The 16275-nt window shown below is 38.8% G+C and carries 10 protein-coding genes; all 10 read left to right on the top strand.

Annotated elements, in window-relative coordinates:
- Positions 1–40: 40 nt before the first annotated feature.
- The 10 genes from EAG08_RS00705 to xylA all read left to right on the top strand — a co-directional run bounded on the left by EAG08_RS00705 (position 41) and on the right by xylA (position 16156).
- Positions 41–1351, top strand: a complete 1311-nt coding sequence (locus EAG08_RS00705) for a sugar porter family MFS transporter (protein WP_129533803.1) — start codon at positions 41–43, stop codon at positions 1349–1351.
- A 95-nt stretch (positions 1352–1446) separates the two neighbouring features.
- Complete coding sequence (locus EAG08_RS00700; protein WP_129533802.1) at positions 1447–3009, top strand: glycoside hydrolase family 32 protein; 1563 nt, start codon at positions 1447–1449, stop codon at positions 3007–3009.
- Between the two features lie 11 nt (positions 3010–3020).
- Positions 3021–6122, top strand: coding sequence for a SusC/RagA family TonB-linked outer membrane protein (locus tag EAG08_RS00695; RefSeq protein ID WP_129533801.1), 3102 nt, complete (start codon positions 3021–3023; stop codon positions 6120–6122).
- A gap of 18 nt (positions 6123–6140) precedes the next feature.
- Positions 6141–7838 carry a RagB/SusD family nutrient uptake outer membrane protein gene (locus EAG08_RS00690; protein ID WP_129533800.1) on the top strand — a complete coding sequence of 566 codons (1698 nt, stop codon included), beginning with the start codon at positions 6141–6143 and terminating at the stop codon, positions 7836–7838.
- 12 nt (positions 7839–7850) lie between these two features.
- Positions 7851–9245 carry a DUF4960 domain-containing protein gene (locus EAG08_RS00685; protein ID WP_129533799.1) on the top strand — a complete coding sequence of 465 codons (1395 nt, stop codon included), beginning with the start codon at positions 7851–7853 and terminating at the stop codon, positions 9243–9245.
- 11 nt (positions 9246–9256) lie between these two features.
- Positions 9257–10798 carry a glycoside hydrolase family 32 protein gene (locus tag EAG08_RS00680; RefSeq protein ID WP_129533798.1) on the top strand — a complete coding sequence of 514 codons (1542 nt, stop codon included), beginning with the start codon at positions 9257–9259 and terminating at the stop codon, positions 10796–10798.
- Entirely contained in the window at positions 10798–11709 is a 912-nt protein-coding gene (locus tag EAG08_RS00675; protein WP_129533797.1) for a carbohydrate kinase family protein, read from the top strand. The genes EAG08_RS00680 and EAG08_RS00675 overlap by 1 nt, the downstream gene beginning before the upstream one ends.
- A 786-nt stretch (positions 11710–12495) precedes the next feature.
- A complete protein-coding gene (locus tag EAG08_RS00670; protein ID WP_129533796.1) occupies positions 12496–13221 on the top strand; it encodes an NUDIX hydrolase in 726 nt (241 codons plus the stop codon).
- Between the two features lie 15 nt (positions 13222–13236).
- Positions 13237–14721, top strand: a complete 1485-nt coding sequence (locus tag EAG08_RS00665; protein WP_129533795.1) for a xylulokinase — start codon at positions 13237–13239, stop codon at positions 14719–14721.
- Between the two features lie 106 nt (positions 14722–14827).
- Positions 14828–16156 carry a xylose isomerase gene (gene xylA / locus EAG08_RS00660; protein WP_129533794.1) on the top strand — a complete coding sequence of 443 codons (1329 nt, stop codon included), beginning with the start codon at positions 14828–14830 and terminating at the stop codon, positions 16154–16156.
- Positions 16157–16275: the final 119 nt, after the last annotated feature.

Here is a 16275-nt window from a genome sequence, read left to right as displayed (position 1 = left end):
CGGGATATATTAGCCACAAACAAATAAATATTTTTAACAGATGAATAAAATTCTTATGTGGTCTATTACGGCAGCTTTGGCAGGATTTCTTTTCGGGTTTGATGTTGTAGTTATTTCCGGCGCAGACAAAAAATTACAGACACTCTGGAACAGCTCAGATGCATTTCACGGAGCGGTCGTGATGGGAATGGCATTATGGGGTACAGTGATAGGCGCCATTTTCGGCGGAATACCAACTAATAAATTAGGACGTAAAAAAACACTCTTGATTATTGGTGTTTTATATGCATTTTCTGCAATAGGGACTGCGCTTTCCAATGATCCTTATCTGTTTGCATTTTTCAGGTTTATGGGTGGTTTGGGTGTTGGTGCTTCTACGATTGCTGCACCGGCTTATATTTCAGAGATTGCGCCTGCAAAAGACCGTGGAAGAATGGTTTCACTATATCAGTTTAATATTGTTCTGGGGATTTTGATTGCATTTTTATCAAATTATTTACTAAGCGGTATCGGCGATAATGACTGGCGTTGGATGCTTGGTGTGCAGGCAATTCCCGCAGCTATTTATACATTATGTGTATTCACCATTCCAGAAAGTCCGAGATGGCTGGTTTCCCAATCCAGAATAGATGAAGCGAAAAAAGTGATGAAAATCCTGAGCCCAGATCAGGACTCTGAAACTTTGATCACGCAGATGGAAGATGACCACGCAGAATCGCCAAAGGAAAATATTTTTATGAAAAAATATCGTTTTCCGCTGATGCTGGCTTTTCTAGTAGCCTTTTTTAATCAGATGTCGGGGATTAACGCATTCCTATATTATGCACCGAGGATTTTTGGCGAAGCAGGTTTGGGCGAGAAAACAGCACTTCTCAGTAGTATCGGAATTGGTGTTGTGAATATGGTTTTCACTTTGGTTGGGGTCAATCTCATTGATAAAGTTGGGAGAAGAACATTGATGTATTGGGGTTCTGTAGGGTATATCATTTCTTTAGGACTGGTTTCTATGGCGTTTTATTTCCATTGGTCGGGATTGGCGATTCCAATTTTCCTTTTTCTTTTCATTGCTTCTCATGCTATTGGTCAGGGAACGGTGATTTGGGTCTTTATTTCGGAGATTTTCCCGAACCATCTTAGAGCATCGGGACAAGCTTTCGGTAGTTCCACACACTGGCTTCTGGCAGCGATCATTCCATCACTGATTCCTACATTGTTTTCTACCATCGGAGCAGGGACTGTGTTTTTGGTATTTACCATTGCAATGGTATTCCAATTATTATTCGTGATGTTTATGATGCCGGAAACCAAAGGTATATCACTGGAAAAATTAAGCAAAACACTGACGAAATAGATGTACAAATCAATATAATCATCGGGAAGAACACCTATTTAAATTGAATAAAGTGTTTTTTAAATAATTCAAAATTTCCTACTTAAATAATCATAATGAAGAAAATCATATCAACTTTAATCATCGCTGCAACGTTTTATTCCGGGCTCAACGCACAATCGGGCTCGAAAACGTCTGAAGAACAGCTTTACAGGCCCAACTATCACTTCACTCCTCAAAAAGGCTGGATGAATGACCCGAACGGTCTGTTTTATCTCAACGGAACTTATCACTTATTTTTTCAGTATACACCGTTTCAGAGTGTGCCGGATTTTGGTAAGATGCATTGGGGACACGCCGTCAGCAAAGATCTTATCAAATGGGAAGAACTGGCTCCTGCAATTGCCTATGATGAAAAGGGTGCAATATTCTCAGGAAGTGCAGTTGTGGATAAGGATAATACATCAGGTTTTGGCGATGGAAAAAATGTTCCGTTGGTAGCAATTTTTACCTACCACGATATGAAGAAAGAGAAAGCCGGAGAAATTGACGCACAGTCTCAGGCAATCGCTTATTCTTTGGATAATGGAAAAACCTGGACTAAATACAGCAACAATCCTGTGTTGAAAAATCCAGGAATAAAAGATTTTCGAGATCCGAAAGTTTTCTGGGATGCCAAAAGAAAACAATGGGTAATGGGATTGGCGGTACAGGACAGACAGCATTTTTATGCCTCAAAAAACCTGAAAGACTGGACCTTCCTTTCGGAATTTGGTAAAGATTTCGGGGGACATGGTGGGGTTTGGGAATGTCCGGATCTTTTCCCGATAAAGGTAGAAGGAACCAGTGAAGAAAAATGGGTGCTTATCGTTAACATTAATCCAGGTGGGCCGAACGGTGGTTCTGCCGCACAGTATTTTGTAGGAGATTTTGACGGAAAAACCTTCAAAATGGATGATGTTTTTACAAAGCAGCTGGAAAAAGAAAAAGTAGTCTGGCTGGATTGGGGACGCGATAATTATGCGAGTGTTTCTTTTGATAATGTTCCCGATAATAAAAGAGTAATTATCGGATGGATGTCAAATTGGGATTATTCACCGAATGTGCCTACAGAAAAATGGAGAGGAAGTTCTACTATTCCTCGTGAAGTGATTTTGAAAAGATCAAAAGAAGGTTACACTCTGAAAAATATTCCTGTTTCCCAGCTTAAAAATTACGAAGGAAAGGCCGTTAAAAAAGAAATTAACCTTGTTTCTGATAAAAAGCTCATCAGTAAAGGAGAAATAGATCTTTCTAAAGCAGTTATAGATGTTGACCTTAAGAAAATGACCAAAGGAGTTTACACTTTTGCTTTGAAAAATTCATTGGGAGAACAGGTGATTTTCGGAATTGATAATAACAAGCAGGAACTGTTTATTGACCGTACCAAATCCGGGAAAACCGATTTTAAGAACAATTTTGCAGACAGGATTTCCAAAGCGCCATTATCAAAAAGCTACCAAAATGCAATGCTCAAAATTGTATTGGATAAAACTTCTATCGAAATTTTCTTCAATAACGGCGAAAAGGTAATGACCGAAATCTTCTTCCCTAATGAAAGCTTTTCGGAACTAAGCTTATCCACAGATACCAAAGGAAGTACACTCAACATCAATGCCCATCATATTAATATAAAATAAAACACTATAGTATGAAGAAATACAAAATAGCCATCGCCTTTTGTCTTCTGCCTTTTTCGTATGTATTTGCGCAGGAAGTAATTAAAGGTAAGGTAGTTTCCTCAAATCAGAAACCGTTGAGCGGGGTTATCGTAACCGTTTCGGAAACAGGAGCCAATACCACAACAGACAGTAGCGGTGCATTTCAGATCAATGACCTGCAAAAAGGAAACACTTTAATTTTCACTTATCCGGATTATTCTACCCGTGAAGTAGTAGTGGATGAAAAGACAATTCTTAACATCGTTTTAGCTGCGGAGAAAATAAAAAGTATAGATGAGGTCATCGTAACCGGATATACCAAGCAGAAAAAAGCAGACATTACGGGTGCGGTTTCCGTGGTGGATATGAAAGATCTGAATAAGCAGGCTGAACCCAATCCGATCAAATCTTTGCAGGGAAGAGTAGCAGGTGTTAATATCACAGCCGACGGATCTCCTTCCGGCAGTAATACAAAAGTGCTGATTCGTGGGGTTGGAACATTGAACAATACAGATCCGTTATACGTAATAGATGGTGTTCCTACAAAAGCAGGAATGCACGAGCTTAATCCAAGTGATATTGAATCAATGCAGGTGCTGAAAGATGCATCTTCAGCAAGTATCTACGGTTCCAGAGCTGCCAATGGTGTTATCATTATAACCACCAAAAAAGGAAAAAAAGGGAAGATGAGAATCGACCTTAATTATTATACTGCATATTCACAATATACAAAGAAAACAGAGGTTCTTAACGCAAAACAATTCGGACAGATACTTTGGCAGGCCAATATCAATGACGGGCTGAACCCGAATAGTAACAATCTGAGCTACAGTTTTGACTGGGGTGTTCAGAATGGCATTCCTACATTGTACAATAGTTTCGTGCCTGAATATCTGGATGCCGGAAAAACGATTAAGTCAGCCAACACCAACTGGTACGATGAGGTTTCGCAGACTGGTGTTGCCAATTCACTGGATGTTTCTGCTTCGAGTTCTTCAGACAAGGGTTCTTACTACTTCTCTCTGGGATATTATGACAATGATGGAATCGTGAAACTTACCAATTTCAAAAGATTGTCTGCCCGTGTTAATACCTCTTACAACTTTTTTGAAGGAAAGCTGAAAATTGGTGAAAATTTCACCTTCAATAAAACCAATGAGCTGATGGATCCAGGCGTTTTGGATCCTGCTTTACGTGCTTTGCCTATCATTCCGGTTCATACTGTAGACGGAATCGGCTGGGGTGGACCAGTTGGCGGAATGAATGACAGACAAAACCCTGTCCGGCTTTTGGAATACAATAAAGACAACGGCTACCAATACCAAAGATTCTTCGGAAATGTCTATGCTGAATTGCAGCCTGTGAAAAATTTAACCTTAAAATCCAGCTTCGGAATCGATCTTTCCAATTATTACAAAAGAATGCTGCAAAGAAGCTATGTTTCGGGTTACCTGCAAAACAAAACCAATGCAGTAAACATTGACCAGTCAGACACCGAGAAATGGACTTGGTCAAATACCGCACAATACACCGCAAAAGCAGGGAAACACCATTTTGATGTTTTGGGCGGAATGGAAATGTATAAGGATACATTTAAAAATACTTGGTTGAGAAAAGAAGGATTCCTGATAGAAACACCGGATTATATGTATCCCGATGCGGGAACCGGAGATGCTTTCAACGGCGGAAGTTCCACGTATTACAGCCTATTGTCCTACTTCGGAAAATTCTCTTACGACTATGACAACCGCTACCTTTTCTCTGCAACAATGCGTTATGATGGCTCTTCAAGGTTCGGTAAAAATAACCGTTTCGGAACATTCCCTGCATTTTCAGCTGGATGGAGAATCAATAAAGAACATTTTGCAGAAAATCTTATTCCGTTTTTCTCAGATTTGAGGTTAAGAGCAGGTTGGGGGCAGACCGGGAACCAGGAAATCAGCAATTCGGCGGTGTATTCATTATATATAGCGAATTATGCGGGAGGAAACCCAACGTGGGCAACATCTTACGGTACGGCTTACGATATTTCCGGTGTCGGAAGCGGCTTACTGCCATCTGGATTTATTGCAACGCAGACAAAAAATGACGACCTGAGATGGGAAACGACCACGCAGACGAATCTTGGTTTAGATTTCGGATTCTTCAATCAAAAACTGACAGGGAGTGTCGATGTTTATAAAAAAGCAACAAAAGACATTCTTGTATTGCCACCTTATCTGGGGGTGATCGGAGAAGGAGGAGATCGATGGATTAATGGTGCATCTATGGAGAATAAAGGGATTGAAATTGCATTGTCTTATCAGAATGAAACCGCAGGTGGCTTCCGTTACGAAGTTTCAGGGAACATCTCGATGAACCGTAACAAAATTACTGCACTTCCACAATCTGTTATCAACAATTACGGTGGAAACGGAACCACGGATAATATCCTGGGACGCCCGGTTAACTCAATGTACGGTTATGTTGCCGACGGACTTTTCAGAACTCAGGCAGAGGTGGATAATTCTGCAAGTCAGTCAGGTAAAGGCTTGGGAAGAATCCGCTATGCAGATTTAAATGGTGATGGAATGATTGACGACAAAGATAGAACGTGGATTGGTAATCCGAATCCGGGATTTATGTATGGTGTCAATCTCAATTTTTCATATAAAAACTTTGATCTTTCAACATTCTGGCAGGGCATCGGCGATGTAGATGTCATTAATTCAAAAAAATATCAGACTGACTTCTGGAGCGTGGATGATGTAGGTTCCAATAAAGGAACAAGACTTCTGAATGCGTGGTCGCCACAGAATCCCAATTCAGATATTCCTGCACTTACTACAGTGGACAGCAATGCAGAATCCAGATTCTCATCGTATTATGTAGAAAGTGGAAGTTATCTGAAGCTGAGGGTTTTACAGTTGGGCTACACGTTCCCGAAATCTTTAATGGAGCAATATCACATCACCAATTTCAGGATGTATGCAAGTGTTCAGAATCTTTGGACTATAAAATCGAAAAGCTTTACAGGAATAGATCCTGAAACACCGGCATTCGGTTACCCGTTACCGCTGACGTTCAATTTTGGAGTTAATTTTTCCCTATAATTTTTAAATAATAAAAAAATGAAAAAGAATATACTTTTAACAATAGCTTTTGCCTTTTTGCTGGGAACAACTTCCTGCAACGATTTTCTGGACAATGAGCCGAGAGGTGTCCTGTCGGAAGCCGATGTGGTAACGCCTCAGAATGTGGATGGTTTTGTGGTTGCAGCCTATGCATCTCTCGGAAACGATCATTATGATACCCCTTTCAGTCTTTGGCCGTATGGAAACGTCCGTTCTGATGATGCGTACAAAGGAGGAAGCGGAACTAATGATATCCAGACTTTTCACTTTTTTGAAATTTCAAATAATATCCGTTCAGATTTTGGTGAATTAGACAGATTATGGTATCTCAATTATGTTGGAATTTCCAGATGTAACAAAGCGATTGCCGCGCTGAAGCAGCTTTCAGATTCTGAATATCCGAACAAGCAAAGAAGAATTGCTGAGATGAATTTCGTAAGAGGGCATTACTACTTTTTGCTAAAAACGTTATTTAAATATGTGCCTTATGTGGATGAAAATACACCGATTGATGACTATCCTAAAATCTCAAACAAGGCAAAGAACGACCAGCAACTTTGGGAAGCTATTGCTTCTAATTTTGAATTTGCAGCCGCTAATCTGCCTGCAACACAGTCGGAAGTGGGAAGACCAAAGAAAAGTGCTGCTTATGCTTATCTGGCTAAAGTAAGGCTGTATCAAGCGTATGAGCAGGATGATAACTATACGGTAACACAGGTAAATCCAGTTACGCTTCAGAAATCTATTGATGCTGCCAATCAGGTTATCGGAAATTATACATTGGAGCCTGACTTCGGGTATAATTTCCTTCCGGGAACACACGAGAACGGACCGGAGGCAGTTTTTTCCATTCAATATTCTGACAATGACGGAACGCTTTTCGGAAGGCTCAATTATGGTGATGTGCTTTCTCTGCCACAAGGTTTGGGATGCTGCGATTTTCATAAGCCAAGCCAAAATCTGGTGAATGCATTTAAAACTACACCTCTGGGGCTGCCGATGTTTGATACTTTTAACGATACGGATCTTAATTACAATCAACTAAACAGTTACAAAGTGGATCCGAGATTGTATCACACCGTTGCTTTGCCCGGACTGCCGTGGAAATATGAAGAAAACAAAATCTTTAAGGAAAGCTGGAGCAGAAGTCCCGGAACTTATGGATATTATTCTTCATTAAAGGAAAATGTACCTGTAGGATGCGGCTGTACCGTGAATGTAGACCCTTTCTATGGAAATTCCAAGAACAGAATCATCATAAGATATTCCGATGTTCTGCTGATGAAAGCGGAAGCCTTAATTGAACTCGGACAAATCAACGAAGCGTTGCCATTAATCAACCAGGTGAGACAGAGAGCAGCCAATAGTACAGTTCTTACAGGAAGTTATACTACCAACAATCTGATCAGCAAGTATGAGCCGGGCGTAAATTGCACGTGGAACCAGGATTTTGCAAGAAAAGCGTTGCGATGGGAGAGAAGAATGGAGTTTGCAATGGAAGGAAGCCGATTCTTCGACCTTGTGAGATGGGGAACTACGGCAGGAACGATGAACACCTATTATTCTGTCGAGAAAACTAAAAGATCTTTCTATTCTCAGGCAGGATTTGACCACGGAATTGAGGAATACTGTCCGATTCCATTGGCACAGATCAATTTCAGTCAGGGACTGTATAAACAAAATAACGGATACTAAAACAAGATACGAATGAAAACGATATTCAAAAAAACTCATATTATCATCATTCTGCTGATATCTGCGGCTTTTATCTGGTCTTGCGACAGTCAGGTGGAAGATGGGCTTGTTACGGATGTTTCAGTCAATATTTCCTCTTTTAAAGTGAACAATGTTTCAGGGGAAATTGACCATAAGAATGATAAAATCACAGTTATACTTCCTTATGGAACAAGTGTTAAGACATTGGTTCCGGTTATTGGAATTTCTCAGGGAGCAGTCGTTTCGCCGGCATCAGGAGCAACGATTGATTTTTCACAGCCGGTTAAATTCAAAGTAAAAAATGGCAACATCTACAAAGATTATCTGGTAACTGTAAAAGCTCAGGATCCGATCATCAGCTTTAAAATTAACGGATTATCGGCTACCATCAATAATTCGGGTAAAACCATTTCTCTTACAATGCCGGAAGGAACAAATCTTACCGCATTGCAGCCGGTAATAGAAACCGGAAATGGTGTCAGTATCAATCCTGCATCGGGAACAACCATTAATTTTACCAGTCCGGTTTCGTTTACTGTTTCTAATGGCAGTATAACGGAAGTGTATACGGCTAAATTAACAACGCCTGTTTCAGGACCGTCTATTGCATTCCTTGGAACGGCTGCTACAAGAACAGGATTGACAAATCCGGATGAGATTGCGGCTTCTGACTGGCTTTTCGGAAAATATTCAGGTGCGGTGTATGTTTCGATTGCTGATGTCGCAAGTAGTGCAGCAAATCTTACGGGAATTAATGTGATCTGGTGGCATTTTGACTCGGCTACCGCTCTACCGGGCGATGCGCTGAATACGAATGTAACTTCCAAAATCAAAACCTATTTGAATGGCGGAGGAAATATTTTACTTACAAGTTTTGCTGCACAATATGTTGATGCATTAGAAATAGTTCCTGCAGGAAAAGGACCGAATAATGTTTTCGGAGATTTTCTTCCGAACGGATTTATAGATACAGGAAGTGATTGGGGAATCTCTTTCAAAGGAAATGAGAATCATCCTGTTTTCGATGGTCTTCAGACGTACGAATCAGGGAAAGCTAATCTGCTTGAGAAAGGGACATTCCGTCTGAATCATACGGCTTGGTGGTTCCTTCCGGATTGGGGTGGATACGTAAATGGTGCCGGATGGAGAAGCCAGACAGGTGGTAATAATCTTGCCAGCGAGGCTTGGGACAATACTTTGGACGGACGTGTTGCCATTGCTGAATTTCCTGGCGGAACTGCCAACAAAAAATGTATGGTTATTTGTATGGGTGCCTACGATTGGTACAATGAAACAGTGAATGGAAACCCGAGCCAACCCAACTCGTTTCAGGATAACATCAAAAAGATGACGGAGAACAGTCTCAATTATCTTGTAACCCATTAATATCAGAACCCATGTCAATTAAAAAAATATATGCAGCAGCCGTACTTGCAATGGCAATATTCTCCTGTCAGAATCACGATTCTGACACAGAAGTTAATCCGGAAGATATTTACAGCAAAACCAATATCTTTCCGCAGCCGCCCAATCAATGGATGGGAGAGAGCAATCCTTATTATACAGAAGGTTATGCAGGCGATGTAATGCCTTATTATGAAAATGGGAAGTTTCATCTTTTCTTTCTTCACGATGCAAAAACAAAACCTGCGGGAGAAGGATTTCACGATATTCATAGCTTCGAGACCGGCAATTTTACAGATTTTACTTATCAGGGAAGACAGATTTCTTACGGAACGTCATCAGAAGCCGATTTTGGAGTGGGAACTGGAAGCCTTGTAAAGGTAGGAAATACCTATTATTACTATTATACCGGTCATAACGCCGTTGCTTCGTTCCTTTCAGGCAATCCACGGGAGAGCGTTCTGTTGGCAACAAGTACGGATATGAAAAACTGGACGAAAATCAAGAATTTTAAAATCACTGCTCCGGTAGGATATTATGATTATGAATTCCGTGACCCGCACGTTTTCTTTAATTCTGAAGACGGAAAATACTGGATGCTGGTCTCTGCTCAGACCTCTGATAAAAAAGCGGTCGTGCTGAAATTTACCACCATCAATCCGGCAAACGGAAATTGGACTGTAGAAAATCCGATTTATACGACTAGTTCTTCCGAAAATTATATTATGCTGGAATGTCCGGATCTTTTCAAAATGGGCAATTATTGGTATCTTGTTTTTTCTGAAAACTGGAGCAGCAATACAGGAACGCATTACCGTATTTCGACTTCACCAAACGGACCTTGGACAACTCCTCAAAATGACCGTCTTGACGGCTCTTATCTGTATGCTGCCAAAACGGTTTCGGATAATACAAACCGTTATCTGGTAGGGTGGACCGCAAGAAAAACTCCTGAAAATAATACCGGTGGAAAAGACTGGGCAGGAAATATTGTTGCTCACAGACTGATTCAGAATTCGGACGGAACACTGGCTGTGAAACCGGTTTCAGGATTACAATCTGTTTTTGGTCAGAATGCTGTGTTATCAGTTGATAAAATCACTGGAAACGCTTCTCAGAATGGGAGTAGTTTTAATTTATCTGCCAATTCCCAGGTCACTTTTTCAAAACTTCAAAAAGCCAATCAGATTACCTTTACCTTGAATGCATCTGAAGGAAAAGCAGGAATTATTCTGGCACAGGATACCGATGCAGGAAGCGGAGTTAAGATTGCATTTGAACCTGGAAATAACAGAATCGCAGCTTATGTAATGAATTCCGGGTCGGAGGATCTTATGAATTCTTATTCGTTAAGTTCGGTTTCAGGAACATCATATACTGTAACGGCTTCTATAAGCAACGACGTTTGTGTGATTTATATCAATGATAAAATAGCATTCACCAACAGAATTTATAATATTGTTAATAAAAAATGGAGTATTTTTAGTTCTTCAGAGAGTTCATTCAGTAATATCAATATCAAAAATCCCAATTAATGTTTATCAATAAGAAAATTAATGTAATAAGTTTTGGAGAAGTACTTTTCGATGTTTTTGGAGAAGAGAAAAAAATTGGCGGAGCTCCTCTCAATCTGGCTCTCAGAACAGCTTCGTACGGCTTTCCCGTGGCAATGATTAGTGCCGTAGGAAATGATGAAGATGGAAAGGTAATTCTGGATTACACCAAAGAAAATGCTCTTGAAACCGCTGGAATCATTGTTTCTCCGGAATATGAGACAGGAATTGTTCAGGTTTCTTTAAATGAACGTGGTTCTGCAACGTACGAGATCAAATTTCCTTCTGCGTGGGATTTTATCAGTGTTGATGAAAAAATAAAGGATACCGTAAAAGAGGCCGATGTGTTTTTTTATGGAAGTCTCGCTTGCAGAAATGAGGTTTCCCAAAAGACACTTTTCTCCTTATTAGATTCCAATGATACAATGTTTAAAGTTTTTGATGTGAATCTAAGAAAGCCATTTTACAATATTCAGATTCTGGAAAAGCTTATGAACAGGGCAGACTTTATCAAATTTAATGATGAGGAAATATTGGAAATTTCTGCCGGAATGGGATTTGAGTCCGATAATCTGGAATCAAATATCAAGTTTATATCAGAAAAAACAAACACTAAGGCAATCTGTGTAACTTTAGGAAAACACGGTTCTATCCTGCTATGGAATGATCAATTGTATAGACACGAAGGCTATCCCGTGAAAGTGGCAGATACAGTAGGGGCAGGAGATTCTTTCTTGGCCAGCCTGATTGCAAAATTGCTTTCAGATCAAAATCCGGATGATGCCTTAAACTTTGCAAGTGCCGTCGGTGCTTTGGTAGCGAGTTACTCTGGTGCAAATCCTAAAATAGAAAGTTCAGAGATTGAGACGTTTTTGAAGCGGAATGCTTATTAATCTGATCATTATATTCGTTAAAAAGACAGTACAAATAATTATTGTGCTGTCTTTTTTATTTAAATAACCGGTCTTATTCCATTACATGATAGTTGAAAAATTATGCCTATCCAATAGAAAAGATGGTAAACTTAATGATGCCGAAACTTCAAAAAGGTTGAAAATGAGTAAAAGTAGGTCTTTCTTTTTTAGGGGCAATTTAAAATTGATCTCAAAAAACTTCCAAAATTCAATAGAGATTACAATCTGTATTTTTCATTTAGCTGGGTTCAGTATCCAGTCATTTCGTGAGAATAGAGGGAAGAGCTTTCCTTCTATATTACATGATTTATAAGTGATTTTACAATGAATTAAGAACATATTCAACGTTATTATATTTGATCCGTGATTTTGTCAAAAATTGTAAAATGAGTCAAAATTTCATGATTAATGACATGTTTTGGTTAAAGTTGACTGCCATATTTTAGGTTTTATCCACGGAAATTTTCAATTTATTAACTTTTTGACAATAAATCTTACTTAGTTTTATTGCTAATGTTATCATATTCCTGAAATTAACGAAAATTAACTTAATAAGTGTGTAATTAACATTTAATACCTTTGGTATTAGATAATTGAGTATTTGTTATCATGTATATAATGATAAGCTTATCATCAAATTAATACAATTCTTATCATCAAAAGTAGCTATGTAACCGTTTGATATTTAATATATAATGTAATTTTATTTTTTTTTATCGATTGAATTTTTATATTTGTCATGTTACGTAAATGTTAACATTAGCTATGGCTCCAGAATTTATACATACATATGTTTCAGTTGACTGTGTTGTTTTCGGGTTTGACTCCGATAACAAATTGAATATATTATTGGTTCAGCGTCGATCTGATGACTCACCTGCCGAAATGCACAAAAAACTACCCGGTAGTTTGATATTCAGTAATGAGGATGTTGATGATGCGGCAAGTCGGGTACTTCATGAGCTGACTGGTATTAAAAAAATGATTTTGAAACAATTTAAATGTTATGCAGACCCTATGCGTGCGAGCAGTCAGAATGATATCAAATGGATGGATAAAGAGTACCAGCATAATATAGACAGAATTATTACTGTTGCCTATCTGTCTCTTTGCAAGATCGATCATAAAATAAACAGTTCAAAGTATAGCAATGTTGATTGGCATCCTATTGATAAAATACCGGCTTTACCTTTCGATCACAATGTTATTATACAAGAATCGCTCGGAGAGATCAGAAGATGGATCGATATTGATTTTACAATTATTTTCGAGCTTCTTCCAAAAAAATTCACAATCAGGCAGTTATATCAGCTCTACTGCGCATTAAGCGAAAAGAAAATTGATATCAAAAATTTCCACAAAAAAGTTTCTTCGTTTAGCTTTATTATACCATTAGATGAAATTGAAGAGAATGTTTCGCACCGTGCAGCGAGATTTTACAAGTTTGATGGGAAAGCTTACAAGAAAAATAATTCAAAATTAATTAAATAAATCAATTTTAATACGATGTATTTATTAGGATACGATATAGGTAGTTCTTCTGTGAAAGTTTGTCTTGTAGAGGCATCCAGTGGTAAAGTAGTAGCTTCTGATTTTTCACCTAAAAAAGAAATGAAGATCATCGCTCTGCAACCCGGATGGGCTGAACAAAACCCTGCTGATTGGTGGACCAATTTGAAGCTTGCGCATGAGTCTGTTATGCATCAGGCAGGAATAAATGCTGAAGATATCAAAGGCATTGGGATTACATGGCAGATGCATGGTTTGATATTGGTTGATAAAGATCAAAATCTTTTGAGACCATCAATTATCTGGTGTGATAGTCGTGCAGTTGAGTATGGTGAAAAAGCATTCACACAAATTGGAGCTGAAAAATGCTTGTCACATCTACTAAACTCCCCAGGGAATTTTACTGCATCTAAGCTTGCGTGGGTAAAGGAAAACGAGCCTGAGATATTTGATAAAATCGATAAAATAATGCTGCCGGGAGACTACATTGCGATGAAACTGTCGGGTGAGATCGGGATAACAATTGAAGGGCTTTCTGAAGGTATATTTTGGGATTTTAAAAATAACTGCATTTCTAAGGATGTTATTGAGCATTTTGGTATTCCTGAAAGTTTTTTCCCTGAAATTGTCCCAACTTTCGGTATTCAGTCAACCGTCTCAGCTATCGCTGCCGCTGAATTGGGATTAAAAAAAGGAACTCCGATATCTTACAGAGCGGGAGATCAGCCTAATAATGCTTTGTCTTTAAATGTTTTTAATCCTGGAGAAATTGCTTCTACAGCAGGAACTTCAGGGGTTGTTTATGGAGTTTTAGATCACTTAGATTACGATAAGCTTTCAAGGGTAAATACATTTGCACACGTTAATCATTCGGAGGAGCAAATGAGATTAGGAGTGTTGTTATGTATTAATGGAACAGGAATTTTAAACTCCTGGCTGAAACATAATTTTGCCACTTCACTTTCATCTTATGGAGATATGAATGAACTGGCCTCGCTTTCACCGATTGGATCAAAAGGGTTAAGTATTATCCCGTTCGGTAACGGTGCAGAAAGAGTTTTGGAAAATAAAGATACAAGATGTTCAATTCATGGTATCAATTTCAATATACATTCCAAAGGGGATGTTCTGAGAGCAGCACAGGAAGCTATCGTTTTTTCTTATGAATATGGGATGAATATTATGAGAGGGATTGGGATGAACATCAACGTAATTCGAGCAGGTAACGCTAATATGTTTTTAAGCTCAATTTTCAGGCAGTCGCTTGCCAGTGTGAGTAATGCTGTAATCGAGCTTTATGATACCGATGGTGCTGTAGGTGCTGCCAGAGCTGCCGGGATGGGAATAGGTTTTTATGCAGATTCGTCAGAAGCGTTTGCATCACTTGAAAAAATAGCAATCATAGAACCTGAACATGAAAAAAGAGATCAGTATTTAGAGGCTTACTCCGGATGGCAAGACCATCTTCAGGCGATTATCTAATCAAAAAAATATATAAAAATACACATACTTGCTGCATAGAAATTATCAGTGAGCAGGGAATTCCCACATCTTAAACGAAATTTTCAATTAATAAAATCAAACATATATGAACGTTTTAAAGTCAACAAAAGAATTTTTTTCAGGAATAGATCAAATCAAATTTGAAGGTAAGGAAAGTAGGAATCCTATGGCGTTTCGTCACTATGATGCTGAGAAGATGATTATGGGTAAGCCGATGAAGGAATGGATGAGATTTGCAATGGCATGGTGGCATACTCTATGCGCAGACGGCAGCGATCCATTTGGAGGTCCTACCATCCATCATCCATGGTCAACAGGTACAGATGCTATTTCTAGAGCAAAATATAAAATGGATGCAGGATTCGAATTTATGAACAAAATGGGCTTTGGTTACTATTGTTTTCATGATATAGACTTGGTAGATCCTGCAGATAATTGGAGAGATTACGAAAAGAATTTACAGGCCGTGGTAGACTATGCTAAAGAAAAGCAGAATGAAACTGGTATTAAGCTTTTGTGGGGAACGGCAAATGTATTTACCCATGAGCGATATATGAATGGAGCTTCTACAAACCCGAATTTTGATGTAGTAGCATGTGCAGGAACTCAGGTGAAGAATTCAATTGATGCTACTATCGCCTTAGGAGGAGAAAATTATGTTTTTTGGGGAGGAAGAGAAGGATACATGAGCTTGCTGAACACGGATATGAAACGAGAGAAGGAGCATCTTGCCCGTTTCCTTACAATGTCTCGTGATTATGCAAGACAACAAGGTTTCAATGGTACTTTCTTAATAGAACCAAAACCGATGGAGCCAACAAAGCATCAATATGATTATGATGCCGAAACTGTGATAGGTTTTCTTAAGAATTACGGATTAGAAAAAGATTTTAAATTGAATCTTGAAGTAAATCATGCTACACTTGCGGGTCACACTTTTGAACACGAATTACAGGTAGCGGTTGATGCTGGAATGCTTGGAAGCATCGATGCAAACAGAGGCGATAATCAAAACGGGTGGGATACTGATCAGTTTCCTGTAGATTATTTTGATCTTGCACAGGCATGGCTGGTTATTCTTGAAGGAGGTGGTTTAGGTTCTGGAGGGGTAAATTTCGATGCGAAAATACGTCGCAATTCAATAGATGCAGACGATTTGTTTATAGCGCATGTATCAGGAATGGATGCTTTCGCTAAGGGACTATCTGTAGCTGCTGATATTCTTGAGAACTCTGATTACAAAAAATTAAGGACTGAAAGATATTCTTCTTTTGATAACGGGAATGGTAAATCTTTTGAAAATGGTCAGCTGACTCTTGAAGATTTAAGAAAAATTGCACATGAGACTGGCGAACCTCAGCCGAAAAGTGGTAAACAGGAATTGTTTGAAGCTTTGGTAAATATGTATATCTAAAAGCAAAAATTTTAATTTATTATTTAATTTTTTGTTACCCCTAATATTAAAAACAATATAATAATTATGAACCTATTTTATTTAAATAAAAGCAATAAGGCAGCGATGTTTTTTGCAAT

It is taken from the genome of Chryseobacterium sp. 3008163, from assembly GCF_003669035.1.
Taxonomy (GTDB): domain Bacteria; phylum Bacteroidota; class Bacteroidia; order Flavobacteriales; family Weeksellaceae; genus Chryseobacterium.
Note: the sequence above shows the minus strand (reverse complement) of the source record. Positions and strands in the feature narration are given on the sequence as shown.

Excerpts from the sequence above, each read along its gene's own strand:
- EAG08_RS00685 (WP_129533799.1), top strand. The coding sequence starts at position 7,851 with ATGAAAACGATATTCAAAAAAACTCATATTATCATCATTCTGCTGATA.
- xylA (WP_129533794.1), top strand. The coding sequence starts at position 14,828 with ATGAACGTTTTAAAGTCAACAAAAGAATTTTTTTCAGGAATAGATCAA.
- EAG08_RS00695 (WP_129533801.1), top strand. The coding sequence starts at position 3,021 with ATGAAGAAATACAAAATAGCCATCGCCTTTTGTCTTCTGCCTTTTTCG.
- EAG08_RS00675 (WP_129533797.1), top strand. The coding sequence starts at position 10,798 with ATGTTTATCAATAAGAAAATTAATGTAATAAGTTTTGGAGAAGTACTT.
- EAG08_RS00670 (WP_129533796.1), top strand. The coding sequence starts at position 12,496 with ATGGCTCCAGAATTTATACATACATATGTTTCAGTTGACTGTGTTGTT.
- EAG08_RS00690 (WP_129533800.1), top strand. The coding sequence starts at position 6,141 with ATGAAAAAGAATATACTTTTAACAATAGCTTTTGCCTTTTTGCTGGGA.
- EAG08_RS00700 (WP_129533802.1), top strand. The coding sequence starts at position 1,447 with ATGAAGAAAATCATATCAACTTTAATCATCGCTGCAACGTTTTATTCC.
- EAG08_RS00680 (WP_129533798.1), top strand. The coding sequence starts at position 9,257 with ATGTCAATTAAAAAAATATATGCAGCAGCCGTACTTGCAATGGCAATA.
- EAG08_RS00705 (WP_129533803.1), top strand. The coding sequence starts at position 41 with ATGAATAAAATTCTTATGTGGTCTATTACGGCAGCTTTGGCAGGATTT.
- EAG08_RS00665 (WP_129533795.1), top strand. The coding sequence starts at position 13,237 with ATGTATTTATTAGGATACGATATAGGTAGTTCTTCTGTGAAAGTTTGT.